Raw genomic sequence first — 26,649 nt, 5'->3', positions numbered from 1 at the left:
GCATAGGACCGACGGACCGCCGACGGCCACGGTTCTCATTTTTCCCGCCAGAATCGCCGTTCGGCGCGCAATCCTCGAATGGGCTCGAAACGGCCGAGACGGATCTGCAGAGCACCCAGTTCAGCCGTATCGAAAATCCGGGCGCCCGATGCCCGCAAACGTTGCACGACATCCGGATGCGGATGGCCGAAGGCGTTGTGCAGGCTGCGCGAGACAAGCGCGCCTTCGGCACCGGCTGCCTGGATAAATGCGGTTGAAGATGAGCTGCGACTACCGTGATGCGGCACCAGCAACCACCGCACGCCCAGCGGCAGTTTGCTCGCCAGCAGCGCCTGTTCGGCCAGCGTATCGATATCTCCGGTCAATAGCAGGCGTTCACCGCCGGCTTCGACCAGCAGCACGCACGACGACTGGTTTCCATCCTGGGCTTGTGACCATCGCCAAAGCGTAAAGCGGACCTGCTCCCATTCCCAGTGCTCTCCAGAGCGGCACGCCTCGGCACCCAGCGAAGCAGGCAGTCTTTCCGGCTCACCGCTGAGCACTCGCGCCAACGGCATCAGCCTCTTGATAGCCATGGCGCCACCGGCATGATCGCTGTCAGCGTGACTGAGGAGCATCAGGTCGAGATCGGTCAATCCCAGCGTTCTCAACGACGGAAACACCACCCGCTCGCCAATATCGAAGTCGCCATAGCGCGGTCCCGCGTCATATAGAAGTGCATGTTCCCGGGTGCGCACCAGCACGGCCAGCCCCTGACCGACATCAAGCACCCAAATTTCCGCCTGTCCCGCTGCGGGTTTGTTTACTGGCGGAAATAGCAACGGCGCGAGAAGCAACAGTCCCAACGCTCGAAATGGCACCCCGGCCGGCAACAAAAATAGCAGCGTCCCCAGCGCGACCAGCACCCAGGCCCATATCGGCAACGATGCCGGTAGCCATGCAGCCTGCCAACCGGCAAGCCATTGCAGCGTATCGAAAAGGAACGCCAACAGGCCACCCGCCAACCATAGCAACGACTCACCAACGCCCGCCAACCACAGCAGCGAAACCCCCATCAGAGACAGCGGCACGATCAGCATGCTGACCAGTGGCACCGCAAAAAGATTGGCGATTGGACTGCTCAGGCTCACCGGCAAGCCCAGCGCAAGCAATGCCGGCAACAGGCCGAGCGCCATGCACCACTGGGCACGGCTCAACGCCCGCCACCAGTCCCAGCTGCCCAGTCGGCCACGGAAGACCAATGCGAGCAGCGCCACGGCCAGGAAAGACAACCAGAATCCCGATTGCAAACTAACCAATGGATCGATTAGCAAGACGCCATCGAGCGCGACGAGCAGCGGTAACCAGACACCGAGATGTCGAAACCGCAAGCGCCACAACAGCACCAGCGCGACCATCACCGAAGCCCGCTGAACCGGGACTTCGAAGCCCGCCAACCAACCGTATGCGAGTGCTCCGAACAGCGCCAGACCGCAGGCACAAGGCAGCCAGTCGATCCGCCGCGGCCAGATGCCCCAACGCGCCAATAGCGCAACCAGGCTATAGAGCAGACCGGCCAGCATCCCCACATGCTGTCCCGAGATCACCATCAAATGCACGGTTCCGGTGTCCTGCAGGATGCGCCAGTCTGACTTGGACAAACCACTGTCATCGCCAACCACCAGCGCTGCAATTGCACCCGAGCGTCCTTGGGCGTCAACCGCCATCAAGCGTTGGCGCAACCGATCGCGCCACGCCAGGTTCCCCTCTGAAAACGCCACCCGCTCGCCTGCTTTGATCGTGCCGCTGGCACCGATCCGACGTGCAAGAAGCCAGGCCTCGTAATCGAATGGATGGGGATTGACCAGGCCACGTGGCCTTTTGAGCTTGGCGGCGAGCCTCCATCGCTCTCCCGCCTGGATCATCGGTCCACCGTACCAGGCCAGGCGCATCCGCGAGGGTAAGCCGGCATGTCGGGATGAGACATCAACCAGTTCGAAGCGCACCACACCGTCACGAACATCCGGCAGTCCAGTCACCTGCCCTTCAAGCCAGAAGGTACGACCGTCGAGTTCGGTCGGGAGGCGGTCGCTTAACGCCCAATGAGCACTCAGGCAGGCCCATGCGAGACCGCAAAGAAAACAGCCAAGCGCTCGCCAACGAAACGGCAACAAGACCAGTCCCGTCACGAACATGAACGGCAGCGACCCAAAAGGTGGCAGTTGCGGTAGAAAGCGCAGCAATAAAAGGCCTGCCGCCAGTGCCAGCAAGGCTGTACGCATGAAACATCTCCTGGATTCCCTTCCAGCGATCAGCACATCCGTAGAAGACGGCTACCGAGTCACTGTGGCATCACCGACATCCTGTCGGCCGCCACAGTGTAGAATCCATGTCACAAACTCATCTCAGCGCCGGGTCTCGTTTCAGGCATAATCGGGCGCGCTTCAGCCCGCCAGAGAATCTTCATGCCGCGTCGTTTTTTCAAACGCTACATGCCGCACCCCGATCGCATAAAGACCCACAAATCTTTGCGATTTCTCGGCACCCTGACTCACGATCCAAACCTGCTCCACCTCAACCGGCATTCGGTTTCCAGAGCGATAGCCATTGGCCTGTTCTGGGCCATGATTCCGATGCCCATGCAGATGTTGGCCGCCGCGCTATGTGCGGTTCCAGCCAGGGCCAACCTGCCAATAGCCGTAGGGCTGGTCTGGCTGACCAACCCATTGACCATGCCTCCGGTTTTTTATTGCAACTACAAGGTCGGCGCCTGGCTGATGGATACCCCGGTTTCGCCGATGCCAATGGAGCTGACCCTCGCATGGGTGCAGAAGATGCTCAGCAGTCACTGGGAGCCCTTGTATCTAGGCTCTCTGGTGGTCGGCCTCGTCTTGGCCGTGCTCGGTTACATTGCGACTCAGGCCTATTGGCGCTGGTGGGTCAGCCGCAGTTGGCGCAAGCGCCAACTGGACCGCCGCTGACACGCACACCTACTCATAGCGCAGCGCTTCTGCGGGCTGAGTCTGCGCTGCACGCCAAGCGGGATAGAGTGTCGCCAAGAAGCTCAGGATCAATGCGGCTAGCGTCACCAACAGCACATCCTCCAGACGCAGCTCTGATGGCAAGGTGTTGATGAAGTAGACGTCGGAGCTGAAGATGTGTTGCCCCGACACCCGCTCCAACCATCCCACCAGCGTACTGACGTTGAGCGCGCCCAACACACCTAGGACGGTACCTATCAGCGTGCCGGTCAGGCCAATGATGCTGCCCTGCACCATGAAAATCGTCATGATCTGACGAGGCGTCGCCCCCAGGGTACGCAAAATCGCGATATCGGCACGCTTATCGGCCACCACCATGATCAAGGTGGCGATAATGTTGAAAGCGGCAACCGCCACGATCAGCAGAAGCAGCAGCCCGATCATGGTCTTTTCCATCTTCATGGCGCTGAACAGACTGCCCTGTGTGAGCGACCAATCCTCGCTGCGGTAACCGGCACCAAGCCTGGCAACGAGGTCGTGCCCAACCTCCGGAGCGCGATACAGATCTGCCAGTCTGAGCCTGACACCTTCGACCTGGTCCGGTTGCCAGCGAAGAATCCGCGCCGCATCGGTCCGATGAATCATGGCCAGGCTGCCGTCCAGTTCGGCGCCCACCTTGAATACCCCGACGACATTCAATCGCTGCATGCGAGGCGTGATGCTGCCAGGCGCGTCACTGAGCTCAGGGACAATGAGGGTGAGCTTGTCGCCCAGTTTCAAACCGAATCGCCGCGCGGTCATCAGCCCGAGAATTACGCCGGACTCGCCCGGTTTGAGATCGTCGAGCCTGCCGGCGACCATCTTCGAACCAAGTATCGATACCTTACCTTCGGCCTGCGGATCGATGCCCTTAATCTCGATCGGCTGCATCGAGCCCTTGAATGAAAGCATGCCCTCCAGCTGAGTGATTGGCGCGGCGCCGAGCACTTCGGGATGCGACCGGAGCTGCCCGGCCAGCGATTGCCAGTCAGCCACAGGATGTCCGTCACCGGCGATCACGACGTGCGGAACCATTCCCAGAATGCGGTTGCTCATCTCCCGCTGAAATCCGTTCATGACGGAAAGCACCATGATCATCGCCAGCACGCCCAACGAAAGTCCGATCATGGAGGTCAAGGAAATGAAGGAGATGAAATGGTTGCGACGCTTGGCCCGCGTATAGCGGCTGCCAATGAAGATGCTGAGCGGCCTGAACATTACCCGGCCACCAACCGGCCGTCTTCCAGGCGCAGAATGTGGTCCATTTGCCCGGCGAGTTGCGGATCGTGAGTAACGACGAGAAACGCAGTGCGCAACGAGCTGCTCAACTCCAGCATCAGATCCTGAATACCTTGGGCGGTATGGTGATCGAGGTTACCGGTAGGCTCATCGAGCAGGACCAGCGCCGGGCGGTTGGCCAATGCACGAGCAATCGCCACGCGTTGACGTTCGCCCCCGGACAGCTCCGACGGCTTGTGCGCCAACCGGTGGCCGAGCCCCACACGCCGCAACAGTTCCGTCGCACGTGCCCGTGCATCGACGATCGGCGCCTTGCCGATCAGCAATGGCATGCAGACGTTCTCCAGAGCGGTGAATTCGGGCAACAAGTGGTGAAACTGGTAGACGAAGCCCAGCGCGCGATTACGCAACAGCCCACGATCCTTTTCGCTAAGGGCTGAAAGCTCCTCGCCGGCCAGCCAGACGCTTCCTTCGCTCGGTGTATCAAGACCACCAAGTAGGTTCAGCAGCGTACTTTTACCCGAGCCCGAACTGCCGACGATGGCAACCCTCTGCCCCGGAAACAACTCCAGTTGCAGGCCGGACAGCACACTGACCGACTCCGGGCCCTGCTCGTAGCGTTTGCCCAGGTTGCGGCAACTCAATACCGCACGATCGTTGGATGACCTTTCATTCATAACCAGCTCACTCATATCGTAGCGCCTCGGCCGGTTGGGTACGGGCGGCACGCCACGCCGGGTATAGGGTGGCAAAAAAACTCAGGACGAGCGCTGCGACGCAGACTTGGATCACGTCGGCGGCCAACAGTCGAGACGGGAGATAATCGATGAAGTACACATCAGCGCTGAGAAACTTGTGTCCGATCAGGCGCTCCAGCGCAGCGATCCAACCGCTAACGTTCAGTGCTGCGAAAATACCGAGCAAGGCGCCTACCAGAGTACCGACGACGCCGATGACCGTGCCCTGAACCATGAAAATCGCCATGATCTGCCGGGGCGTCGCGCCAAGGGTACGCAGGATGGCGATGTCTCCGCGCTTGTCGGTCACGACCATGACCAGTGTGGAAATGATATTGAAGGCGGCCACCGCGACGATCAGCAGCAGCAGCAGCCCGATCATGGCCTTTTCCATACGGATCGCCTGATAGAGATTGCCATGGGTGCGGGTCCAATCGCGCGAATAGAAGTCGTCACCCAACTGGCCCGCCAATTCCCATGCAATACGCGGAGCCTCGAACAAATCGACGAAACGCAAACGCAGCCCTTGGACCTGATCGGGCTTCCAGCGATGCAGCCGTGCGAGGTCGGAAATATTAGCCATCGCCACGTAACCGTCGATCTCACCCGCGCCTACATGGAAGATGCCGCGTACCGTGAAGCGCTTCATGCGCGGGAAAACACCCGCTGGGGTGACCGTCACTTCAGGGGCGACGAAGGTGATCTTGTCGCCGACACCAACACCGAGTTTTTCGGCCGCCTTGTCACCAATAACGATGCCGAACTCTCCAGGCACCAGATCTTCTAGCGTGCCCTCTCGAAAGAACTGGCCAACGATGGATACGTCCGGTTCGACCACTGGGTCCACGGCATTGACGAGAGTCTTGGTAACCTGGCCGCGGTGGGTCAGCAAGCCCTGCATCTGAATGAACGGCGCTACCGCTGCGACCTGCGGATGCTGCGCGAGCCGCTGCCCCAAGGCTTGCCAGTCGTTGATCGGCGTCGCGCTTTCGATCGTGGCGTGCGGGACCATGCCCAGCACGCGACTGCGCATTTCTTGGTCGAAACCGTTCATCACCGACAACACGACGATCATCACCAGCACGCCGAGCGCGAGCCCGATCATGGATGTGAAGGATATGAAGGAGACGAAGAGGCTGCGACGTCTGGCGCGTGTGTAGCGCGCCCCGATATACACGGACAGCGGTCTGAACATAAATCGATGAGTTCGCTTTCGCTGGCAGGAAATAACAAGCTGAATGACGTTGCCAGGCGGCCTGATACACTCAAGCCATCACTGCAGCCCGGGGATCGACATGCCCACAGAAGACACCGAAGATCGCCGCGAATACTATCGTATCGAGGACATGATCGCACTGGAAATCCTGCCGCCGGAACACGCCGAAACAGTCTCCGGTAGCGGCTCGGTGCGGCTGTTCGACTTGCTTGGTGAACTGCACCAGCTCGATTTCGAAGCACAGTACCTGCTGCGCCAGATCGCAGAGGGGAATCGCACGCTAGCCAACTATCTGAAGGTGCAGAACAAGCGCATCGACCTCTTGGGCCAAGCATTGGCACAGGACCTGATAAAAGACCTGGGGGCAGCACGCGAGGTTGTGCTCTCGGAAGGCGGCATCAGTTTCGTCAATGACCAGCCGCTCGGCGAAGACACGCTCTGGACGCTCAAGCTGGTGTTGATGCCGCAATGTCTGGGCATGTTGTTACGCGCCCGCGTCGCGAGCTGCCAGGCCCTCGACGACGGGCGCTTTGCAATCGGCACGTCCTTCGAAGCGTTGACTGATGCACAACGGCAACTGCTCGCGCGGCATATCCTGCAGAAACAGGCGACGGAACGACGCCTGGCTCGTGAAAGTCTGCAAGGAACCTGAACATGCATCGATTGCTTATCCCGCTTCTGACATTTGCTCTCTGCATCCCGGCACAGGCCGACGTCATCCGCATTCCAATCGGCCAACAAGGTCAAACCCAACAGCCTTTGCCCAATCGCGGCGACGCCAAGAACCAGGTACTCGAGCGCTTCGGTCTTGCCGATGAAGAGCATCCTGCTGTTGGTCAACCGCCTATCACGCGCTGGGATTATCGTGAGTTTTCGGTTTACTTCGAAGATAACCGGGTGATCGACAGTGTTTTGCACCACCAACGTCTCACTCCAGCACAGCGAGATAAACAACCGTGACATTGATCTATGGCCATCGTGGCGCAAAAGGTGAAGCTCCGGAAAACACCTTGGTCGGCTTCCAGCGATGCCTCGCCCATGGCGTGCGCCGCTGCGAGCTGGATCTTCATTTGTCCAAAGACGGCGAATTGATGGTCATCCATGACCCGACACTCAAACGCACCACGGGACGACGCGGCAAGGTCGTCGAGCACGACGCTGAAGACCTGATTCGTTACGACGCGCGCAGTGGCGGACCAGGCTGGAAACAACCCTGCCCTATCCCGCGCTTGTCGGAATTGTTCGAGAAATGCGATTTCGAGCACTGGCAACTGGAAGTCAAAAGCGCATCGAGGGTTCGCGCCGCGCGCTCGGTGCTCGCAATCAAAGAGCTGGCCGAGCGTTATGGCCTGCTTGATCGGATCACCGTCACATCCGGATCACGGGAAGTGTTGCGGGCCCTGAAGCGCCTGACCCCGGAAATATCGTGCGGACTGGTCGCCGAATACGCCTGGCTCGACCCCTTGAAAGTGGCCAAGCAATACGGCTGCGAGCTGCTGGCGCTTAAGTGGACGTTGTGCACGCCCGAGCGGATAGCCAAAGCCCGCCAGCAAGGGCTGCACGTTTCGGTATGGACAGTGAACGAACCGGCGCTGATGCGTCGGCTCGCGGATTTCGGCGTCGACAGCCTAATCACCGATTACCCTGGCCTCGCCGTCACCACGCTGCGCAACACATGAACTGAAGAGGACCGCCATGCCCGGCGGTCCTCGTTCCTGCCCTCAAAAGCTTTCCCGATTCGGCCAGCGCCAGTTCCGGGTATCTTCTCCAACCGGCTCAGGCCACCGGTCGGAGCCGCTCAAAAAAGCCGGTTTAGCCCGTCAAACGCAGCGACGCGATAGGCTTCGGCCATGGTTGGGTAGTTGAAGGTGGTATTGATGAAATACTTGAGCGTATTCGCCTCACCCGGCTGGTTCATGATCGCCTGACCGATGTGCACGATTTCCGATGCCTGATAGCCGAAGCAATGCACGCCGAGCACCGCCAGCGTTTCTCGATGGAAAAGGATTTTCAGCATACCTACTGGCTCGGCTGAAATCTGCGCTCGTGCCATTCCCTTGAAGAACGCTTTGCCCACTTCGTAGGGAACCTTCGCCTCCGTGAGTTCGCGCTCGTTCTTGCCGATCGAACTGATCTCCGGAATCGTGTAGATACCGGTCGGCACATCGTCGACGAAGCGCCAGCTGTCGTTTTCGACGATGCTCCCGGCAGCCGAACGGCCTTGGTCATAGGCCGCACTGGCCAGCGATGGCCAACCAATCACATCGCCCGCTGCGTAGATATTGCCGACATCGGTACGGTAATGCTCGTCCACCTTGATCTGCCCGCGGCTATTGACCTTGAGACCGATGTTTTCCAGGGCGAGCTTGTCGGTGTTACCGGTCCGCCCGTTACACCAGAGAAAGGCGTCCGCCTTGATCTTCTTGCCCGATTTCAGATGCAGGATGACGCCGTTGTCGACTCCTTCGACACGCTCGTACTCTTCTTTATGACGAATCAATACGTTGTTGTTGCGCAGGTGATAGCTGAGCGCATCGGAGATCTCGTCATCGAGGAAGCTGAGCAACTGATCTCGGTTGTCGATCAGGTCGACCAGCACGCCGAGACCGCTGAAAATCGACGCGTACTCCGAACCGATCACCCCGGCTCCGTAGATGATCAAGCGGCGTGGCGTATGGCTCAGGGTCAGAATGGTATCGCTGTCATATATGCGAGGATGCGAGAAATCGACGTCGGCAGGGCGATAAGGGCGCGAGCCGGTCGCAATGATGAATTGATTGGCCACCAGCGTTTCAACCATGCCGTTGGCACTGACCACTTCGACGGTCTGCTCGTCGGCAAAACTCGCAGTGCCGAAGAAAATGTCGATACGGTTGCGAGCGTAATAGCCAGTACGCGAGGTGACCTGCTTGGCGATTACGCTTTCGGCGCTCTTCAGTACATCGGGAAACGAAAACCAGCGCGGCTCACCGATCTGGCGGAACAACGGGTTGGTGTTGTACTGCATGATCTGGCGCACCGAATGGCGCAGCGCTTTGGACGGGATGGTACCCAGATGAGTGGAGTTGCCGCCCACATGCGGCCTGCTATCGACCACGGCTACCTTACGTCCAGCCTTGACCGCGTTCATTGCAGCGCCTTCGCCGGCAGGGCCCGAGCCCAATACCACCACATCGTAATTGTAGACAGCCATATTCACCCCTGAACACGCAGCAGGCAGCCCTGCCGCCGTTAACAAATTCGGTTGGTCTGGGCGAATCGCCATTGCTGGCGTACCGCCCTGGACCTTACGCCGATAAATCCAAGCGGCATCGGCGCTGCAGCATGCAAGACTCGGGTCGGCGGCCAACGCAGCCGACCACGCCACAGCCGGGGTCAGCGTTTGGTCGCGTCGTACGCGAGATCTGCTTTTTCACCCTGGCTCGCCTGCGCAGTTACTTCTTCGCACTTCTCGCGGCTACCGCCGCAGATCGAGCACTCTTTTTCGATGCCAAGATTGGCGATGCCCCCGCAGGAACCGGCGATGGGCTTACGCCCCATGATCACGCCGATGGACATGCCGAACACGACCAACAGCATGACGAGAAAAACGATTAACCAAGTCATTACTCTGCTCCCGCACCGAATAACTCATCGAAGGCCCCGGTGCTTCTGCTTACGAATTCCTGTCCTTCGCGGATGACGAAAAACGCTGCGATATTTCGCTCTGTCGCATACGCCATTCCCCGCTCGGGACCCATTACCATGAGCACAGTAGACAATCCGTCAGCCCTTAATGTCGAGGGATCGACCACCGTCACAGCCGCCAGATGGTGAACGATAGGGGCGCCGGTTTGCGGATCGAGCGTGTGTGAATAACGTTTGCCGTCACGCTCGAAATAGTTGCGGTAATCACCGGAGGTAGAAACGGCAAAGCCATCCAGTTCGATGATTCGTTGCGCAACCCGCTCGTTATCCCGTGGCGCTTCGATAGCGACGCGCCAGGGCGACCCATCCGGCTTGCGGCCCCGCGCCTTGAGCTCCCCGGTGATCTCTACCAGATAACTGTTGACGCCTGATGCCTCGAGCGCTGCCGCGACCTGATCAACCGCGTAGCCGGCGGCAATACTGTTGAAGTCGACTTGGACAGCCCTGTCCTTGCAAAGCTGCTCGCCCTCTACCCGGACATAATGCTGGCCGACATTTTGCCGAGCCGTGGCAATTTCTTCAGCAGACGGCACCCGCTCGCCTCGCCCCTGCGGACCAAATCCCCAGAGGTTAAGTAGCGGTTCGATGGTCAGATCCAGCGCACCGTCGCTTTCGTCTGAAAGCTGCTGCCCCGCCAGGATCAGCTCGCGCACGCCGTCGGGCATGTTCGTGCATTCGCCTGCAGGCAAAGCATTGAACATTTCGATATCCGAATCGGCCCGGTAGGTCGACAGTTGCCTGTCGATCTCGGCGAGTATCGACTCGGTCTCGCGCTGTAGCTGCTCCTTGTCGGCTGCCTCGCGCCCCGCCACGTACTTGACCGTGTAGGTGCTGCCCATGGTCGGGCCACCGAAGCTTTCCACCTTGTCCTGAAACAGACAGCCCGTCAGGGCCGCCGCCAGGGCGGCAACGATGACGGGCCGAAAGAACGCATGGGCCATGCTAGCCGCCGAAGTCGTCGAGCAGAATGTTCTCCGGTTCGACGCCGAGATCGGTAAGCATCTTGATCACCGAGGCGTTCATCATTGGCGGGCCGCACATGTAGAACTCGCAATCCTCAGGCGCCGGGTGGTCCTTCAGATAGTTCTCGTACAACACGTTGTGAATGAAGCCGGTCGGGCCATTCCAGTTGTCTTCAGGCTGCGGATCGGACAATGCCAGATGCCACTCGAAGTTGTCATTCTCGGCCTGCAGCTGGTCATACTCTTCGACATAGAACGCTTCACGCATGGAACGTGCGCCGTACCAGAAGCTCATCTTGCGCTTGGACTTCAGGCGCTTGAGCTGGTCGAAAATGTGCGAACGCATCGGAGCCATGCCCGCGCCACCACCGATGAAGACCATCTCGGCGTCGGTATCCTTGGCGAAGAACTCACCGAACGGACCGTAAACGGTAACCTTGTCTCCCGGCTTCAAGCTGAACACCCAGGAAGACATCTTGCCTGGTGGCAGATCGTCTTTGCCTGGTGGCGGCGACGCAATACGGATGTTGAACTTAACCAGACCGACCTCTTCCGGGTAGTTCGCCATGGAATAGGCGCGAATCACGGTTTCATCAACCTTCGACACATATTTCCACTGGTTGAACTTGTCCCAGTCACCGCGATATTCCTCCTGAATATCGAAGTCCTTGTACCGAACCTCATGCGGCGGACATTCCAGCTGCACGTAACCACCGGCACGGAAGTCGACATTTTCGCCTTCCGGCAGCTTCAGGGTCAGCTCCTTGATGAAGGTCGCCACGTTCGGGTTGGACAGCACGGTGCATTCCCACTTTTTCACACCGAACACTTCTTCTGGCACTTCGATCTTCATGTCCGCCTTGACCGGAGTCTGGCAGGACAGGCGCCAGCCTTCGCCCGCTTCACGACGGGTGAAATGCGACTCTTCAGTGGGCAGCATCTCGCCGCCGCCGCTCTCGACGATGCACTTGCACTGCGCGCAGGTACCGCCACCGCCGCAAGCGGACGAAAGAAAGATGTTGTTAGCAGCCAGGGTTTGCAGCAGCTTGCCGCCCGCAGGGACGGTAATGGTGCGTTCGCCGTTGATCTCGATGCTCACATCGCCACTGGAAACCAGCTTGGCGCGCGCCGCGAGGATGATTACCACCAGCGCAAGCACGATGGCGGTAAACATACCGATGGCGAGGAAAATTTCGTAACTCATCAGTTCATCCCGTCCTTACAGCTGTACGCCAGAGAAAGACATGAAGCCCAGCGACATCAGTCCGATGGTGATGAAGGTGATACCCAGGCCCTGCAGACCATCCGGCACATCGCTGTATTTGAGCTTCTCGCGAATACCGGCCAGCAACGCGATGGCCAGCGCCCAGGACAGACCCGAGCCGACGCCATAGACAGTACTTTCCGCCAGGTTGTAATCACGTTCGACCATGAACAGCGTGCCGCCCATGATGGCGCAGTTCACGGTGATCAGCGGCAAGAACACACCCAGCGCGTTGTAGAGGCTGGGCACGTACTTATCGAGGGTCATCTCGAGAATCTGAACGATGGCTGCGATCACGCCGATGTAGCTGAGCAGCCCAAGGAAGCTCAGATCGACCTCAGGCAAACCGGCCCAGGACAGCGCACCCGCCTTGAGCAGGTAGGTGTAGATCAGATTGTTGGCCGGAACGGTGATGGTCTGGACCACGATGACCGCGATACCCAAACCGATCGCCGTTTCCACCTTCTTCGAGATCGCGATGAAGGTACACATGCCGAGGAAGAACGCCAGCGCCATGTTTTCGATGAACACAGCGCGGACAAACAGGCTGAGGTAATGCTCCATCAGTAAGCCTCCTTGTTCGAGACTTGCGGCGCCATCTTAAAGGACGGCTTCTCGACCTGCTCTTTCTTCCAGGCGCGGATACCCCAGATGAACAGGCCGATCAGGAAAAACGCCGAAGGCGGAAGTAGCATCATGCCGTTGGGCAGGTACCAGCCACCGTCGTTGACGACCGGAAGAATGGTGTAGCCCATCAGCTTGCCAGCACCGAACAGCTCGCGAATGATGCCGAGGGCAATCAACATGGCGCTGTAGCCGAGCCCGTTGCCTAGGCCATCGAAGAACGACAGCATGGGCGGGTTCTGCATGGCGAATGCTTCGGCGCGTCCCATCACGATGCAGTTGGTGATGATCAGACCGACGAATACCGATAGCTGTTTGGACAGGGAAAAGGCGTAGGCCTTGAGCACCTGATCAACCAGAATCACCAGTGAGGCGATGATCACCATCTGCACGATCATGCGGATCGAGCCTGGAATCTGGCTGCGAATCATCGAGATGAACAGATTGGAAAACGCCACCACCAGCGTCAGTGCAACGGACATGACCAGCGCGGTCTTAAGGTTGGAGGTGACTGCCAGCGCCGAACAGATTCCAAGAATCTGCAAGCCGATGGGGTTGTTATTAAAGACCGGATTGAACAGGACTTCTTTGATAGTAGGTTGCGACATGGTCAAGCCTCCCCAGCGCGCAGGTTAGCGATAAATGGACCGAATCCGTTCTCGCCCAGCCAGAAGTGCAGCAGGTTGTTCACCCCGTTGCTGGTCAGGGTCGCGCCAGCCAGCGCGTCGACCTGATGGTCGGCTCGCGGACTTTGCGGATCGACGCCGCCTTTGACGACCTGGATGGCCAGCTTGCCGTTCTCGCTGAACAGCTCTTTGCCCTGCCACAGGCCACGCCATTTGGGATTGTCCACCTCGCCGCCGAGACCGGGAGTCTCGCCATGCTGATAGAAGCCCAGCCCTTCGACGGTGTTGAGATCGCCCTTGACGGCGATGAAGCCGTACAGCGTCGACCACAGCCCGTAGCCACGGACCGGCATGATCAGCGTAGCGACCTCGCCATTCTCCTCGACGGTGTAAACGACGCTGTAGCGCTCGCGACGCTTGATCGAAGCGATATCCTCATCACCCGAGAGCGCTTGCGAAAGCTCCGGGTCCTTGGCTGCAACCAGCGGATCGAAAGTGTTCGGATCGAACTCATCGCTGTACTCGCCTGTTTCCAGGTTGACCAGCTTCGCGACGATACGCTCCTTGTAGAGGGCCTTCACCTGGTTGCCAGACATGCCTGGCTCACCCAGACCGGCAATCGCCAGGATGCTGCGCTGCTTATCCAGCTGACGATTTTCCAGCTGCGTCGGGCGAAGCGCCACGGCCGCACCCGCAACGAACACCGAGCAGACCAGGCAGACCAACAAGGCCACGACCAGTGTGCGAACGGTGGATTCTTTTTGACTAGACATTACGTGCCAGCCTCCGCTTGATGTTGGCCTGAACGACAAAGTGGTCAATCAACGGTGCGCACAGGTTGGCGAACAGAATCGCCAGCATCATGCCCTCCGGAAATGCCGGGTTCACCACCCGGATCAAGACCACCATCAGGCCAATAAGAATGCCGAAGACCCATTTGCCCGTATTGGTCATCGACGCAGAAACCGGGTCGGTCGCCATGAAAATCAGGCCGAAGGCGAAACCGCCCACCACCATGTGCCAGTACCAGGGCATGGCGAACATCGGATTGCTGTCCGAGCCGATCAGGTTGAACAGATAGCTCAGTGCAATCATGCCCACCATCACGCCGCTGACGATCCGCCAGGATGCGATCTTGGTCATCAACAGCACAGCTCCACCAATGAAGATGGCCAGCGTACTGGTTTCGCCGATCGAGCCGTGAATGGTACCGATGAAGGCATCCATCCAAGTGATACCGCTGCCGATCACATTCTCCATACCGCCGGCAAAGCTCAGGCTGAGCGCCGTTGCGCTGGAGAATCCATCCACTGCTGTCCATACGGCATCACCGGACATCTGGGCCGGGTAGGCGAAGAACAGGAAGGCACGGCCGGTGAGCGCAGGGTTGAGGAAGTTCTTGCCGGTACCGCCGAAGATTTCCTTGCCGATCACAATACCGAAGCTGATACCCAGCGCGACCTGCCACAGCGGAATGCTGGGCGGCAGAATCAGGGCAAACAGCACCGATGTGACGAAGAATCCTTCGTTGACCTCGTGCTTGCGGATCGAGGCGAACAATACTTCCCAGAAACCGCCCACGATGAAGGTCACCGCGTAGACAGGGATGAAGTAGGCCGCGCCCTGGATGAAGTTATCCCACAGGCTGTTCGGATCGAAGCCGGCCAGCGCGCTGACCAACGCCAGTCGCCAACCTTCTTGCGAAGCAAGCAGATCCGGGCTCTGTGCGTAGATCAGGTTGGCCTGGTAGCCGGTATTCCACATGCCGAAAAACATCGCCGGGAAAGTGCACAGCCAGACCGTGATCATCATCCGCTTGAGGTCGATACCGTCACGCACGTGAGCGGTGGTCTTGGTTACGCTACCGGGACGATAAAGGAAGGTGTCTGCGGCTTCGTAGAGTGCATACCACTTCTCGTACTTGCCGCCCTTCTCGAAATTGTGCTCGATCTTGTCGAGGAATTCGCGAATGCCCATTCCTTACCCCTCCTTCTCAATGCGAGTCAGGTTGTCCCGCAGGATCGGGCCGTATTCGTATTTGCCGGCACAGACGTAGGTGCACAGCGCCAGATCCTCTTCATCCAGCTCGAGGCAGCCAAGCTTCTGCGCAACTTCGGTGTCGCCAACGATCAAGGAACGCAGCAATTGAGTCGGCAACACGTCAAGCGGCATGACCTCCTCGTAGTTACCGACTGGCACCATGGCGCGGGGACTGCCATTGGTGGATGTAGAGAAGGCGAACTTCTTACCGCCCATCAGCTTGGAGATGTAGATATTGAGGATCGAGTGCTTGTCGCTACCGGCACGCAGGTAATGCAACATCTCGCGCTCTTTGCCCTCACGCAGGCAGGAAACCTGCTGGTGATACCGGCCCAGGTAGGCGAAGGCGCCATGCGCCGTACGACCACCCAATACCGAACCGGAAACGACGCGATTGGCGCCCGGCTGCAGCTCACCGGCCGTCAGCTCGTCGAGGCTGGCGCCTAGACGAGTACGTACCAGACGCGGATTTTCCACCACGGGACCGGCAAGTGACACCACGCGCTCGACCGACAGACGGCCACTGGTGAACAGCGCGCCAACGGCGATCACGTCCTGGTAGCCGATGGTCCAGACACTTTTGCTGGCGCTGACCGGATCGAGAAAATGGATGTGCGTACCGGCCAAACCCGCCGGATGAGGTCCGGCGAAACTCTCGATTTTCACCTTGGCGAGCTGCTCGCCTGGTAGCGAGGCGCCCTCGGCTTTGCACAGGAACAGCTTGCCTAGATTGCCGAGCACCTTCAGGCCCGCTTCGAAGTCAGCGGCACGCTCAGCGATGATGATGGTAGGGTCCGCCGCCAGCGGATGGGTATCCATCGCTGTGACGAAAATGGAGCTGGGTACCGCATCGATGGCCGGGACTTTGCTGTAAGGGCGCGTACGCAGCGCGGTCCAAAGACCTGACTGCTGCAGATTCTCGCGAACCTGGGCATCGCTTAGCCCTTCGAGTTCAGCGGAAGCGTACTGGCTGAACATCACCTCTTCCGCTCCGTCGAGATCAACGACCACCGACTGAAGGACGCGCTTTTCGCCGCGGTGGATGGCGCTGACGGTGCCAGCACCCGGCGCGGTGAAAACCACCCCTGGTGTCTTCTTGTCGGAGAACAAGACTTGCCCCAACTTGACCCGATCACCGACCTGGACCTCCATGGTCGGCTTCATGCCAGGGTAATCAAACCCTACGACGGCAACGCTTCGCACGGGCCTTCCAGCCTCGATACGCTGCGCCGGCGCACCTGCAATGGGCAAATCAAGCCCACGTTTTATATTGATCATCGGTTCGCTAACCACTGATTTAAAAGGCTTTTTTTACGAGCGCCGCGACTTCACTAAAGTCGAATTGCACGGCGCGCGCTGATAAGTTATCAGCGCGACGCTATGCCGCGGGCCCAGGTAGAAATCCGCCCGATTATAGAGGTCGCAAGCCGTGACTGACCACCCAGGGTCTTTCAATTTTTTGACTAGAGACAAGCGATTCGCCGTAACCAACTATTGACGCTGCCCATTCCGGGCCGAACAACTCCGCATATTTCCCGACGAAATGAAAAACGGGAGCCGAAGCTCCCGTTTCTTTGCACCCGATGCGTTAGCGCGGGAAGGCTGGCGGGTTCACGCCAGCCATATCTTCCATCACGCGGACTACCTGGCAGCTATAGCCGAACTCGTTGTCGTACCACACATACAGAACGACACGGTTGTCGCTGCAGATGGTCGCTTCGGCATCCACCACGCCTGCATGACGCGAACCGACGAAGTCCGTCGAAACCACTTCCTGCGAATTGACGAAGTCGATCTGCTTTTGCAGATCCGAATGCATGGCCATCTGACGCAGGTACTCGTTGATCTCTTCGCGGGTAGTGGCCTTTTCCAGGTTCAGATTGAGAATGGCCATGGAAACGTTCGGCGTCGGCACCCGGATGGCGTTGCCCGTCAGCTTGCCTTTGAGCACCGGCAACGCCTTGGCAGCGGCAGTGGCGGCCCCGGTCTCGGTGATGACCATGTTCAGCGCAGCGCTACGACCGCGACGACTGCCCTTGTGGAAGTTATCGATCAGGTTCTGGTCGTTGGTGTAGGAGTGCACGGTCTCCACATGACCATTGACGATGCCGTACTGATCGTTAACCGCCTTGAGCACTGGCACGATGGCGTTGGTGGTACAGGAGGCTGCCGATACGATCTTGTCATCAGCGGTGATATCGCCATGGTTAATGCCATGCACGATGTTCTTCAGCTCGCCCTTGCCAGGCGCGGTCAGAACGACGCGCGCAACACCAGGGCACTTGAGATGCTGGCTGAGGCCTTCGGCATCACGCCACTTGCCGGTGTTGTCGACCAGCAGCGCGTTCTCGATGCCGTACTGGGTGTAATCCACCGAGGACGGGTCGTTCGAGTAGATCACCTGAATCAGGTTGCCGTTAGCTGTGATGGTGTTGTTTTCCGCATCGATGTGGATGGTGCCGTCGAACGGACCATGTACCGAATCACGACGCAGCAGACTGGCGCGTTTGACCAGGTCGTTCTCGGCGCCCTTGCGTACGACGATCGCCCGCAGGCGCAGGCCGTCGCCACCGCCGGTCTTCTCGATGAGGATGCGCGCCAGCAGGCGGCCGATACGACCGAAACCATAAAGCACGACGTCCGTGCCTTTGTGTACGCCCGAGGTATTGCGCTTGCCAGCCACTTCGGCCAGTTCGTCACGCACGAACTGATCGAGGGTTCGGCCATTGCCTTCGGCCTTGTACTTGGCAACGACTTTGCCCAGGTCGACCGAAGCGGCACCCAGATTCATGTCGCTCATAGTGGTAAGGATCTGGTGCGTCTCATGCACGCAGAGTTCGGCTTCGTCAGCCTGACGGTGACGTGCGAATCGATGCGCCTTGAGCAGCGCGATGACCGAGCGATTGATCAGGCCACGGCCATAGATGGAAGTCACCACGTTGTTGTTACGATACAGCTGACCAATCAGCGGAATCATCGCTTCGGCGAGGGCTTCTCGATCAATCCATTCACCAAGACACTGGTCGGGCTTCTGAGTCACGGGCAGTTCCTTCCAACATGTAGGGGCTGAGAAAAGGGGCTACATTATGCCGGCGCACCCTAGCGCCGGCAATCTGTGCAGCGGAAACACTGACAGCGTCCCGCGCAGATAGTTACAATCCGCGCGGTCCATTTTTTGACCGGAGCCACGCCCACTCGTGTCCGTATTGCGCCTTCCGCCCATGCCTGCCGCCAGCGGCAAGCAAACCTGGGGCAACCTTCCCGGAGCCGCGCTGAGCCTGGCCATTGCCGAAGCAGCCAGCAACGCAGAGCGTTTCACCCTTCTCCTCACTGCCGACAGCCAAAGCGCCGAACGCTTGCAGGAAGAACTCGCGTTCTTCGCCCCGACGCTACCGGTGCTGCATTTTCCCGACTGGGAAACACTGCCCTATGACGTCTTTTCGCCGCACCAGGACATCATTTCCCAGCGCATCGCAGCGCTCTATCAGCTTCCCGAGCTGACCCACGGCGTGCTGGTAGTCCCCATCACTACCGCGCTACACAGGCTCGCCCCAAAGCGCTTTCTGCTTGGCTCCAGCCTGGTGCTGGACGTCGGCCAGAAGCTCGACGTCGAACAGATGCGCATGCGCCTGGAAGCAGCCGGCTACCGCTGCGTCGATACCGTTTACGAGCATGGCGAGTTTGCCGTGCGTGGTGCGCTGATCGATCTGTTTCCTATGGGCAGCACGCTGCCCTATCGCATCGACCTGTTCGACGACGAGATCGAAACGTTGCGCACCTTCGATCCGGAAAATCAGCGCTCGATCGACAAGGTCGAGTCGATCCGCCTGCTGCCAGCGCGCGAGTTTCCGTTGAAAAAGGAGTCGGTCACCGGTTTCCGCGCGCGGTTTCGTGAACGCTTCGATGTCGATTTCCGCCGCTGCCCGGTCTATCAGGACCTGTCCACCGGGATCACACCAGCGGGCATCGAGTACTACCTGCCGCTGTTCTTCGACGAAACCTCGACGTTGTTCGACTACCTCCCAGAGGACACTCAGGTCTTCTCGCTGCCCGGAATCGAGCAAGCCGCCGAGCATTTCTGGAAGGACGTACGCAATCGCTACGAGGAACGCCGCGTCGATCCCGAGCGGCCTCTGCTGCCGCCCGCCGAGCTGTTCATGCCGGTCGAAGACTGCTTCGCCCATCTGAAATCCTGGCCACGAGTAGTGGCCAGTCAGGACGATGTCGAGACTGGTATCGGACGCGAGCGTTTCCCGGCCAGCCGCTTTCCTGAATTGGCGATAGACGCCAAGGCCAGCGAGCCGCTGGGGGCGCTGCGCCGCTTCCTCGACGAATTTCCTGGCCGTGTGTTGTTCACCGCTGAATCGGCTGGGCGCCGCGAGGTCCTGCTGGAACTGCTGGCACGGTTGAAACTACGCCCGCAGGAAGTCTCTGGCTGGCCGGAGTTCGTTGAAAGCCGAGAGCGGCTGGCGATCGCCATCGCCCCGCTGGACGACGGACTGTTGCTAGAAGACCCATCGCTGGCATTGATCGCCGAGAGCCCGCTGTTCGGCCAACGGATCATGCAACGGCGCCGCCGCGAAAAAGGTCGTGACGCCGGCGAGAACGTCATCAAGAACCTTACCGAGCTGCGTGAAGGCGCGCCGGTGGTCCATATCGACCATGGTGTCGGCCGCTATCAGGGACTGGTCACGCTGGAAATCGAAGGTCAGGCCGCCGAGTTCTTGATGCTGCAGTACGCCGAGGAAGCCAAGCTCTACGTGCCGGTATCCAGCCTGCATCTGATCGCGCGCTACACCGGCAGCGACGATGCGCTGGCGCCGTTGCATCGCCTGGGCTCGGAAACCTGGCAGAAGGCCAAGCGCAAGGCCGCCGAGCAGGTTCGCGATGTCGCCGCCGAGCTGCTCGATATCTACGCCCGCCGCGCCGCCCGCGAGGGGTACGCCTTCGAAGACCCGCAACTCGATTACGAAACATTCAGCGCTGGTTTCCCTTTCGAGGAAACGCCGGACCAACAAGCCGCCATCGAGGCCGTGCGCAGCGATATGCTGGCGCCCAAGCCCATGGACCGCCTAATCTGCGGCGACGTCGGCTTCGGCAAGACCGAAGTGGCCATGCGCGCCGCTTTCATTGCGGTGCACAGCGGTCGTCAGGTGGCCGTCCTGGTGCCCACCACCCTACTCGCCCAGCAGCACTACAACAGCTTCCGCGACCGCTTCGCCGATTGGCCGGTGCGCGTCGAGGTGATGAGCCGTTTCAAGTCCGCCAAGGAAATCCAGGGCGCGGTGCAAGAGCTGGCCGAAGGCAAGGTCGACATTCTCATCGGCACCCACAAACTGCTGCAGGACGACGTGAAGTTCACCAATCTGGGTCTCGTCATCATCGACGAAGAACACCGTTTCGGCGTGCGCCAGAAAGAACAGCTCAAGGCCCTGCGCAGCGAAGTGGACATCCTCACGCTCACCGCCACTCCAATTCCGCGCACCTTGAACATGGCGGTGGCCGGCATGCGCGACCTGTCGATCATCGCCACGCCGCCAGCGCGCCGCCTGTCGGTACGCACCTTCGTCATGGAGCAACAGAACTCGGTCATCAAGGAAGCACTGCTACGCGAGCTGCTGCGTGGCGGTCAGGTCTACTACCTGCACAACGACGTGAAGACCATCGAGAAATGCGCCGCCGACCTCGCCGAGCTGGTACCGGAAGCGCGTATCGGCGTGGGCCATGGACAGATGCGCGAGCGCGAGCTCGAACAGGTGATGGGCGATTTCTACCACAAACGCTTCAACGTGCTGATCGCCTCGACCATCATCGAAACCGGTATCGACGTGCCCAGCGCCAACACCATCATCATCGAACGCGCCGACAAGTTCGGCCTGGCCCAGCTGCATCAGCTGCGCGGACGCGTCGGACGCAGCCACCACCAGGCCTACGCCTATCTGCTGACGCCACCACGCAAGGCCATGACCCCCGACGCGGAAAAGCGCCTGGAAGCCATCGCCAACGCACAGGATCTCGGCGCAGGCTTCGTCCTCGCCACCCACGACCTGGAAATCCGCGGGGCCGGCGAGCTGCTCGGCGACGGCCAGAGCGGACAGATCCAGGCCGTCGGATTCACGCTTTATATGGAAATGCTCGAACGGGCAGTCAAGTCGATCCAGAAAGGCGAACAGCCCAACCTCGACCAACCGCTGGGAGGTGGCCCGGAAATCAATCTGCGCGTACCGGCGCTGATCCCCGAGGATTATCTGCCGGACGTCCACGCGCGCCTGATCCTCTACAAACGCATCGCCAACGCCACCGACGAGAACGGACTACGCGAGCTGCAGGTCGAAATGATTGATCGCTTCGGCCTGCTGCCCGAACCGGCCAAGCATCTGGTCAGGCTGACGCTGCTCAAGCTCCAGGCCGCCAGCCTCGGCATCACCAAGATCGACGCAGGGCCGCAGGGCGGGCGTATCGAGTTCGCCGCGGATACCAGCGTCGATCCGATGGTGCTGATCAAGCTGATCCAGAGCCAACCCAACCGCTACAAGTTCGAAGGCGCCACCATGTTCAAATTCCAGGTGCCGATGGAGCGGCCCGAAGAGCGCTTCAACACGCTTGAAGCCTTGCTCGAGCGACTGGCGGCGAACGGGTGAGGATGCAGTTCACGTGCAATTAATCCTAGGCGGCGCGCTGATTGATGTCCGGTAGTTTTCTGGCCCATCTGCCGCCGACCTGGCGGCTGGCATTTTCTGAAAACGCGCTCGCCCGCGGGATGCAATATGCCCACGAACGGCGCGTCAGGCTGCTGCGCGAGGATGCACGATTCGCCGAAGGCACCTGCCGTGGCGCAGGCGACAATCAATATCGGCAATCACTGCAGCTTTCGGGCAACGGCGGGCTCAGCTGCATCTGCAGTTGTCCGGTAGGCCTCAATTGCAAGCATGCGGCGGCGCTCATCCTCTATCTTGAGCATCAGGCCGACCACACAACATCGCCCGCAGCCGAAGAGCCACCTGACCAGCTTCCAGGCACCGTGGAACACTGGTTATCCCAACTTCCGCGGGCGCTGGGCGAGCCCCAGACCGCTGGCGAGCAATGGTGTCTGCACTACCGGGTCACGCCGGGCGTTCACATCGAGGTCTACAAAGTACGACTGCGAAAGGATGGTTCCTTCGGCGAAAGGCAGCCCTATTACGGCGTACGCGAAGCCAGCTTTCGCCAACCACGCTTCATGCAGCCTCTGGATTTGCATATCGCGGCGCTCCTGGCACTGGGCCGCGGTGCCAGCCACGGATTCACGCTCAGCGGCGAAAACGGCGGCGAGGCTCTGCGCCTGATTCTGGAAACTGGCCGTGCGTATCTCGACTGGGCCCGTCCACCGCTGCAGTTTGGCCTGTCTCGCCAGGCGCGCTTCAACTGGACGCAGCAATCCGATGGATCCTTCCAGCCAACGCTGGACATGAACGACCCCGCAGCGGAACTACTCTCCACCGTCGATCCGCTGTACTACCTCGACGAACGGCGAAACGAAGTCGGTCTGATCGATCATGGATTGACGCCGGCCTTGGCCCGTCATCTACTCGCCGCCCCCTCGGTTCCGTCAGCCAAGGCCGCCTTGTTCAGCCTGTCGCTCAATGAAATCGCACCGCAGCTTCCAGCGCCTGCCAAAGCGCAAGAACAGCGGATTGACGATGTTATGCCCATCGCCCAGCTCGCCCTGGGCAGCCATCATGCGGTCAATTACCAGCCGAGCAGCCGGCGCATGGTGAACGAGCATCAGCACCGCGCGGGGCTCAGTTTCGTCTACGGTAAAACCAGCGTGCACGGCAACGCCAAAGCCGAGCAGCGCATCCGTCAGACCGAAGGCGAACGGGTGCTCAGCATGGCTCGCCAACCCGCCGCGGAGCAGGCGCTACGCCAGCAATTGAAGCAGCTGGGCTTTCGTCCGTCGTTGCGACAAAGCCTGGCCTTGCCGAAGGATTCGGCGGAGATGTACGACCTGCCCAGCGAAACCGCCTGGCTGCATTTCGTCCAGCAACAGTTGCCGCAGCTGCGCGAACAGGGCTGGCGGATCGTCATGCAACCCGGCTTCGCGTATGACCTGACGCCTGTAGACGCCTGGTACGTCGAAGTCGACGAGCCGCCGGAGCACAGCTGGTTCGATCTGGAACTCGGCATTATCGTGGAAGGCGAACGCATCAGCCTGTTGCCGGTCCTGCTCGGCCTGATCCGCAGAAACCCGGCGCTGCTGTCCCAGCAGGCCTTGGCTCGGCGCGCCGACGACGAAACCCTTCGCGTACAGCTAGACAAGCGCCGCGGGGACGATGACCGCCCCTTGCAAGTGCTGCTGCCATTTGGCCGTCTGAAAACCATCATGGCCACCCTCGCCGAACTGTACCTTCGCGACGACCAGCCAAGCGCCGACACGCTTCGTCTGGGACGCGCCGATGCGGCACGACTGGCGCAACTGGATGCGCTCTCCCCGCACTGGCATGGCGGCGAGCTGATGCGCGAGTTCGCCCAACGTCTGCGCGACTATCGCCAGCAAGCGGTCAGCGCTCCGACCGGTCTGAATGCGCAGTTGCGGCCCTATCAGCTGGAGGGTCTGCGCTGGATGCAGACGCTACGCAGCCTCGAGGTCGGCGGCATCCTCGGCGACGACATGGGACTGGGCAAGACACTGCAAACCCTGGCTCATCTTCTTTTGGAAAAAGAGGCAGGCCGCCTCGATCGGCCCTGCCTGGTGGTCATGCCCACCAGCCTCATCCCCAACTGGCAAGACGAGGCAGCTCGCTTCGCCCCTGCCCTGAAAGTGGTCACACTGCACGGTTCGTCACGCCAGCAGCATTACGAACACCTGGCCGAATACGACGTTTTGTTCACTACCTATGCGCTGCTGCCCAGGGATATCGACCGACTCGTCGAACTGCCCTTGCACATCTTGGTGCTCGATGAAGCGCAGAACATCAAGAACGCCAGCAGCAAAGCCGCCCAGGCTGCCGGACGCCTGAATGCCCGGCAGCGCCTTTGTCTCACCGGCACGCCTCTGGAAAACCACCTGGGCGAGTTATGGTCGCTGTTCCACTTCCTCATGCCCGGCTGGCTGGGCGATGCAAAGCGATTCAACCGCGATTACCGCAACCCTATCGAAAAAAACGGCGACACCGATCGGCTGCAGCACCTCACGACACGGATCAAGCCATTCCTGTTGCGACGGCGCAAGGAACAGGTGGCGCGGGAGCTGCCTGCCAAGAATGAAATCCTGCATTGGGTAGAACTGAACGCAGCCCAGCGCGACCTCTATGAAACCGTACGGTTGGCGATGGACAGCAAGGTTCGCGACGAGATCGACCGCAAAGGGTTGGCACGCAGCCAGATCGTCATTCTCGATGCGTTGCTCAAGCTGCGCCAGGTATGCTGCGATCTGCGCCTGGTCAAGAGCGACGCCGCCAAGCCGACCCGCGGAAGCAGTTCGGGCAAACTCGACAGCCTGATGGAAATGCTCACCGAGCTGTTGGCAGAGGGACGCCGCATCCTGCTGTTTTCACAGTTCACCTCGATGCTCGCGCTGATCGAAGAAGAGCTCCGCAGCCGCGCCATCGACTACGTTCAGATCACCGGCGACACCAAAGACCGGCGCGCGCCGGTGCGGCGCTTCCAGAGCGGCGAAGTACCCCTGTTTCTGATCAGCCTCAAGGCCGGCGGCACAGGGCTGAACCTGACCGCCGCCGACACCGTGATCCATTACGATCCCTGGTGGAATCCCGCGGCGGAAAACCAGGCCACCGACCGCGCCCATCGTATCGGCCAGGACAAGCCTGTGTTCGTCTACAAGCTGATTGCGCGCGCCACGGTGGAAGAAAAGATCCAGCAGTTGCAGCAACACAAGGCCGACCTGGCAGCCGGAGTGCTGGATGCCGGCTATCGTGGTGACTGGCAGTTGGAGCCGAGTGATATCGAAGCACTGTTCGCGCCGCTACCCTAGCGCAAGGAATATCGACGATGCGACGACTGGCAATCCCCACCGATTTCGATCGGGTCTATGACATCTACATGCACGAAGCGGTGGTGCCGTTTCTGGGCTTCGACCCGATGCCTCGGGAGGATTTCGGCAAAGTTTTCGAGCCATTGTTCGAAAGTGGCTGTTTCTATGTCTACGAGGCGGTTGGCCAGGTGCAGGGGTTCTACAAAGCACAACGGCACGTTGGCCGCGCGGCGCACGTCGCTTATCTGGGAACCCTGGCGGTGGCACCGGAAGCACAGGGCAGCGGCATCGCCGGCGCGATGATGGGCGATGCCCTCGCCCACCTGCGCAAAGCCGGCATCACTCGCGTAGAGCTCACGGTGGAAGCCGACAATCCGCGCGCCATCGCCTTCTATGAACGCATTGGATTCGTTCTCGAAGGCGTCCAGCGGGCGGCATACAAACGCGCCTGTGACGACCGCTATGTCGATGAACTGATGTATGGATTGCTGCTGAACGCGGAATGAATCGCCACAAATCGAAGCGGCGCCAGGCGGTCCCGAATCGCCCGGCGCCGCGCCGTGCGATCAGCCTTTCAGCTTGACCGCGGTCTGAGCGACCAGCTCGCCCTGATAACGGGCGATGGTCAGCTCCTTCTGGGACGGCTGACGCGAGCCGTCGCCGCCGGCGATGGTCGAAGCCCCGTAAGGCGTGCCGCCGTTGACTGCGGAGATGTCGAAGAACTCGCCGATGCCGTAGCCTGTCGGCACGATGATCATCCCGTGGTGCGCCAGCGTGGTCCAGGTCGAGGTGATGGTCATCTCCTGCCCGCCACCGGTCCCGGTGGAGGTGAATACGCTGGCCACCTTGCCATGCAGCGCGCCCTTGGCCCAGAGGCCCCCGGTCTGGTCGAGGAAGTTGCGCATCTGCCCGGACATGTTGCCGAAGCGGGTTGGCGTGCCGAAGATGATGGCATCGTAATCGGGCAGTTCGGCCGGGCTGGCGACCGGCGCGGCCTGATCGACCTTGCCGCCGGCGTTCTTGAAGGCGTCCGCCGGCATGGTCTCCGGCACGCGCTTGATGGTCACCTCGACACCCTCGACGCGGCGTGCGCCTTCGGCGACGGCGTTGGCCATGGTTTCGATGTGGCCGTACATCGAGTGATAGAGCACAAGAATCTTCGCCATCTGTATTTCCTCTTCCTGGTTGGTGTTCCGGTTCTTTGCGTCTTACCGGACGCTCAGCATGACTGGGTCGTCTTCCAGACACGCCTGCCAGCCGCGCCCCGGTATTCGGCAACCTG

General features: G+C 60.1%; 22 protein-coding genes. 7 read left to right on the top strand and 15 right to left on the bottom strand.

The features are described from left to right. Nucleotides 1–35 precede the first annotated feature (35 nt). On the bottom strand, nucleotides 36–2,261 hold the full coding sequence (locus ACL0K2_RS20100; protein WP_413043291.1) for a DNA internalization-related competence protein ComEC/Rec2: 2,226 nt from the start codon (nucleotides 2,259–2,261) through the stop codon (nucleotides 36–38). 183 nt (nucleotides 2,262–2,444) lie between these two features. Between ACL0K2_RS20100 and ACL0K2_RS20095 the strand changes: the two genes are divergently transcribed. Beyond that, complete coding sequence (locus tag ACL0K2_RS20095) at nucleotides 2,445–2,960, top strand: DUF2062 domain-containing protein (RefSeq protein ID WP_045162888.1); 516 nt, start codon at nucleotides 2,445–2,447, stop codon at nucleotides 2,958–2,960. Between the two features lie 9 nt (nucleotides 2,961–2,969). On the opposite strand, the gene ACL0K2_RS20090 is transcribed toward ACL0K2_RS20095, so the two are convergent. Genes ACL0K2_RS20090 through ACL0K2_RS20080 form a run of 3 tightly spaced genes read right to left on the bottom strand, consistent with a single transcriptional unit; the run spans nucleotide 2,970 to nucleotide 6,170 of the window. Further along, nucleotides 2,970–4,217, bottom strand: a complete 1,248-nt coding sequence (locus ACL0K2_RS20090; RefSeq protein WP_413043290.1) for a lipoprotein-releasing ABC transporter permease subunit — start codon at nucleotides 4,215–4,217, stop codon at nucleotides 2,970–2,972. Next, nucleotides 4,217–4,915 (bottom strand): lipoprotein-releasing ABC transporter ATP-binding protein LolD, encoded by a 699-nt coding sequence (lolD, locus tag ACL0K2_RS20085; RefSeq protein WP_413044497.1) that lies wholly within the window; start codon nucleotides 4,913–4,915, stop codon nucleotides 4,217–4,219. Before lolD ends, ACL0K2_RS20090 begins: the two co-directional genes overlap by 1 nt. 7 nt (nucleotides 4,916–4,922) lie before the next feature. After that, nucleotides 4,923–6,170, bottom strand: a complete 1,248-nt coding sequence (locus ACL0K2_RS20080) for a lipoprotein-releasing ABC transporter permease subunit (RefSeq protein WP_045162890.1) — start codon at nucleotides 6,168–6,170, stop codon at nucleotides 4,923–4,925. Nucleotides 6,171–6,270: 100 nt separating this feature from the next. On the opposite strand from ACL0K2_RS20080, the gene ACL0K2_RS20075 reads away from it, so the two are divergent. Genes ACL0K2_RS20075 through ACL0K2_RS20065 form a run of 3 tightly spaced genes read left to right on the top strand, consistent with a single transcriptional unit; the run spans nucleotide 6,271 to nucleotide 7,870 of the window. Further along, a complete protein-coding gene (locus tag ACL0K2_RS20075) occupies nucleotides 6,271–6,843 on the top strand; it encodes a PilZ domain-containing protein (RefSeq protein ID WP_045162940.1) in 573 nt (190 codons plus the stop codon). A gap of 2 nt (nucleotides 6,844–6,845) precedes the next feature. Then, nucleotides 6,846–7,151, top strand: coding sequence for a phosphodiesterase (locus ACL0K2_RS20070; RefSeq protein WP_239609086.1), 306 nt, complete (start codon nucleotides 6,846–6,848; stop codon nucleotides 7,149–7,151). Then, complete coding sequence (locus ACL0K2_RS20065; protein ID WP_045162892.1) at nucleotides 7,148–7,870, top strand: glycerophosphodiester phosphodiesterase; 723 nt, start codon at nucleotides 7,148–7,150, stop codon at nucleotides 7,868–7,870. Before ACL0K2_RS20070 ends, ACL0K2_RS20065 begins: the two co-directional genes overlap by 4 nt. Nucleotides 7,871–7,989: 119 nt before the next feature. Here ACL0K2_RS20065 and sthA read toward each other — a convergent pair whose 3' ends face one another. The 10 genes from sthA to ACL0K2_RS20015 all read right to left on the bottom strand — a co-directional run bounded on the left by sthA (nucleotide 7,990) and on the right by ACL0K2_RS20015 (nucleotide 18,434). Further along, nucleotides 7,990–9,384, bottom strand: coding sequence for a Si-specific NAD(P)(+) transhydrogenase (gene sthA, locus ACL0K2_RS20060; protein ID WP_045162893.1), 1,395 nt, complete (start codon nucleotides 9,382–9,384; stop codon nucleotides 7,990–7,992). A 182-nt stretch (nucleotides 9,385–9,566) separates the two neighbouring features. Then, nucleotides 9,567–9,797, bottom strand: a complete 231-nt coding sequence (gene nqrM / locus ACL0K2_RS20055; RefSeq protein WP_045162894.1) for a (Na+)-NQR maturation NqrM — start codon at nucleotides 9,795–9,797, stop codon at nucleotides 9,567–9,569. After that, a complete protein-coding gene (locus ACL0K2_RS20050; protein ID WP_413043289.1) occupies nucleotides 9,797–10,819 on the bottom strand; it encodes an FAD:protein FMN transferase in 1,023 nt (340 codons plus the stop codon). The genes nqrM and ACL0K2_RS20050 overlap by 1 nt, the downstream gene beginning before the upstream one ends. 1 nt (nucleotide 10,820) lies before the next feature. After that, complete coding sequence (gene nqrF / locus ACL0K2_RS20045) at nucleotides 10,821–12,047, bottom strand: NADH:ubiquinone reductase (Na(+)-transporting) subunit F (protein WP_196298677.1); 1,227 nt, start codon at nucleotides 12,045–12,047, stop codon at nucleotides 10,821–10,823. 12 nt (nucleotides 12,048–12,059) lie between these two features. Further along, complete coding sequence (nqrE, locus tag ACL0K2_RS20040) at nucleotides 12,060–12,668, bottom strand: NADH:ubiquinone reductase (Na(+)-transporting) subunit E (protein ID WP_045162897.1); 609 nt, start codon at nucleotides 12,666–12,668, stop codon at nucleotides 12,060–12,062. After that, complete coding sequence (locus ACL0K2_RS20035) at nucleotides 12,668–13,342, bottom strand: NADH:ubiquinone reductase (Na(+)-transporting) subunit D (protein WP_196298674.1); 675 nt, start codon at nucleotides 13,340–13,342, stop codon at nucleotides 12,668–12,670. The genes nqrE and ACL0K2_RS20035 overlap by 1 nt, the downstream gene beginning before the upstream one ends. After that, complete coding sequence (locus ACL0K2_RS20030; protein ID WP_045162899.1) at nucleotides 13,339–14,127, bottom strand: Na(+)-translocating NADH-quinone reductase subunit C; 789 nt, start codon at nucleotides 14,125–14,127, stop codon at nucleotides 13,339–13,341. Before ACL0K2_RS20030 ends, ACL0K2_RS20035 begins: the two co-directional genes overlap by 4 nt. Then, nucleotides 14,120–15,331: an NADH:ubiquinone reductase (Na(+)-transporting) subunit B gene (locus ACL0K2_RS20025; RefSeq protein ID WP_045162900.1), complete on the bottom strand. Its 1,212-nt coding sequence runs from the start codon at nucleotides 15,329–15,331 to the stop codon at nucleotides 14,120–14,122. Before ACL0K2_RS20025 ends, ACL0K2_RS20030 begins: the two co-directional genes overlap by 8 nt. 3 nt (nucleotides 15,332–15,334) lie before the next feature. Then, complete coding sequence (locus tag ACL0K2_RS20020) at nucleotides 15,335–16,672, bottom strand: Na(+)-translocating NADH-quinone reductase subunit A (protein WP_045162901.1); 1,338 nt, start codon at nucleotides 16,670–16,672, stop codon at nucleotides 15,335–15,337. Between the two features lie 310 nt (nucleotides 16,673–16,982). Beyond that, the gene (locus ACL0K2_RS20015) at nucleotides 16,983–18,434 is read right to left on the bottom strand and encodes a glyceraldehyde-3-phosphate dehydrogenase (RefSeq protein WP_045162902.1); all 1,452 of its coding nucleotides are present in this window, start codon (nucleotides 18,432–18,434) and stop codon (nucleotides 16,983–16,985) included. 157 nt (nucleotides 18,435–18,591) lie between these two features. Here ACL0K2_RS20015 and mfd point away from each other — a divergent pair, with 157 nt between their 5' ends. From mfd to ACL0K2_RS20000, 3 genes are read left to right on the top strand one after another with little or no spacing between them, the layout of a single operon-like run. Continuing rightward, nucleotides 18,592–22,035 (top strand): transcription-repair coupling factor, encoded by a 3,444-nt coding sequence (gene mfd, locus ACL0K2_RS20010; protein ID WP_045162903.1) that lies wholly within the window; start codon nucleotides 18,592–18,594, stop codon nucleotides 22,033–22,035. A 44-nt stretch (nucleotides 22,036–22,079) separates the two neighbouring features. After that, nucleotides 22,080–25,367: an SNF2-related protein gene (locus tag ACL0K2_RS20005; RefSeq protein ID WP_413043288.1), complete on the top strand. Its 3,288-nt coding sequence runs from the start codon at nucleotides 22,080–22,082 to the stop codon at nucleotides 25,365–25,367. Nucleotides 25,368–25,384: 17 nt separating this feature from the next. Then, a complete protein-coding gene (locus ACL0K2_RS20000) occupies nucleotides 25,385–25,873 on the top strand; it encodes an N-acetyltransferase family protein (RefSeq protein ID WP_413043287.1) in 489 nt (162 codons plus the stop codon). A gap of 60 nt (nucleotides 25,874–25,933) precedes the next feature. Here the strand turns inward: ACL0K2_RS20000 and wrbA are convergent, their stop codons facing one another. Next, nucleotides 25,934–26,533: an NAD(P)H:quinone oxidoreductase gene (gene wrbA, locus ACL0K2_RS19995; RefSeq protein WP_045162905.1), complete on the bottom strand. Its 600-nt coding sequence runs from the start codon at nucleotides 26,531–26,533 to the stop codon at nucleotides 25,934–25,936. Nucleotides 26,534–26,649 lie beyond the last annotated feature (116 nt).

The organism is Pseudomonas sp. YJ42, from assembly GCF_047225135.1.
GTDB classification, from domain to species: domain Bacteria; phylum Pseudomonadota; class Gammaproteobacteria; order Pseudomonadales; family Pseudomonadaceae; genus Stutzerimonas; species Stutzerimonas stutzeri_E.
Note: the sequence above shows the minus strand (reverse complement) of the source record. Positions and strands in the feature narration are given on the sequence as shown.

Excerpts from the sequence above, each read along its gene's own strand:
- sthA (WP_045162893.1), bottom strand. The coding sequence starts at position 9,384 with ATGGCTGTCTACAATTACGATGTGGTGGTATTGGGCTCGGGCCCTGCC.
- ACL0K2_RS20000 (WP_413043287.1), top strand. The coding sequence starts at position 25,385 with ATGCGACGACTGGCAATCCCCACCGATTTCGATCGGGTCTATGACATC.
- ACL0K2_RS20020 (WP_045162901.1), bottom strand. The coding sequence starts at position 16,672 with ATGATCAATATAAAACGTGGGCTTGATTTGCCCATTGCAGGTGCGCCG.
- ACL0K2_RS20070 (WP_239609086.1), top strand. The coding sequence starts at position 6,846 with ATGCATCGATTGCTTATCCCGCTTCTGACATTTGCTCTCTGCATCCCG.
- ACL0K2_RS20090 (WP_413043290.1), bottom strand. The coding sequence starts at position 4,217 with ATGTTCAGGCCGCTCAGCATCTTCATTGGCAGCCGCTATACGCGGGCC.
- ACL0K2_RS20005 (WP_413043288.1), top strand. The coding sequence starts at position 22,080 with ATGTCCGGTAGTTTTCTGGCCCATCTGCCGCCGACCTGGCGGCTGGCA.
- nqrE (WP_045162897.1), bottom strand. The coding sequence starts at position 12,668 with ATGGAGCATTACCTCAGCCTGTTTGTCCGCGCTGTGTTCATCGAAAAC.
- ACL0K2_RS20025 (WP_045162900.1), bottom strand. The coding sequence starts at position 15,331 with ATGGGCATTCGCGAATTCCTCGACAAGATCGAGCACAATTTCGAGAAG.
- ACL0K2_RS20030 (WP_045162899.1), bottom strand. The coding sequence starts at position 14,127 with ATGTCTAGTCAAAAAGAATCCACCGTTCGCACACTGGTCGTGGCCTTG.
- ACL0K2_RS20050 (WP_413043289.1), bottom strand. The coding sequence starts at position 10,819 with ATGGCCCATGCGTTCTTTCGGCCCGTCATCGTTGCCGCCCTGGCGGCG.
- lolD (WP_413044497.1), bottom strand. The coding sequence starts at position 4,915 with ATGAATGAAAGGTCATCCAACGATCGTGCGGTATTGAGTTGCCGCAAC.
- ACL0K2_RS20095 (WP_045162888.1), top strand. The coding sequence starts at position 2,445 with ATGCCGCGTCGTTTTTTCAAACGCTACATGCCGCACCCCGATCGCATA.
- ACL0K2_RS20100 (WP_413043291.1), bottom strand. The coding sequence starts at position 2,261 with ATGCGTACAGCCTTGCTGGCACTGGCGGCAGGCCTTTTATTGCTGCGC.
- wrbA (WP_045162905.1), bottom strand. The coding sequence starts at position 26,533 with ATGGCGAAGATTCTTGTGCTCTATCACTCGATGTACGGCCACATCGAA.
- ACL0K2_RS20075 (WP_045162940.1), top strand. The coding sequence starts at position 6,271 with ATGCCCACAGAAGACACCGAAGATCGCCGCGAATACTATCGTATCGAG.
- ACL0K2_RS20080 (WP_045162890.1), bottom strand. The coding sequence starts at position 6,170 with ATGTTCAGACCGCTGTCCGTGTATATCGGGGCGCGCTACACACGCGCC.
- nqrM (WP_045162894.1), bottom strand. The coding sequence starts at position 9,797 with ATGACTTGGTTAATCGTTTTTCTCGTCATGCTGTTGGTCGTGTTCGGC.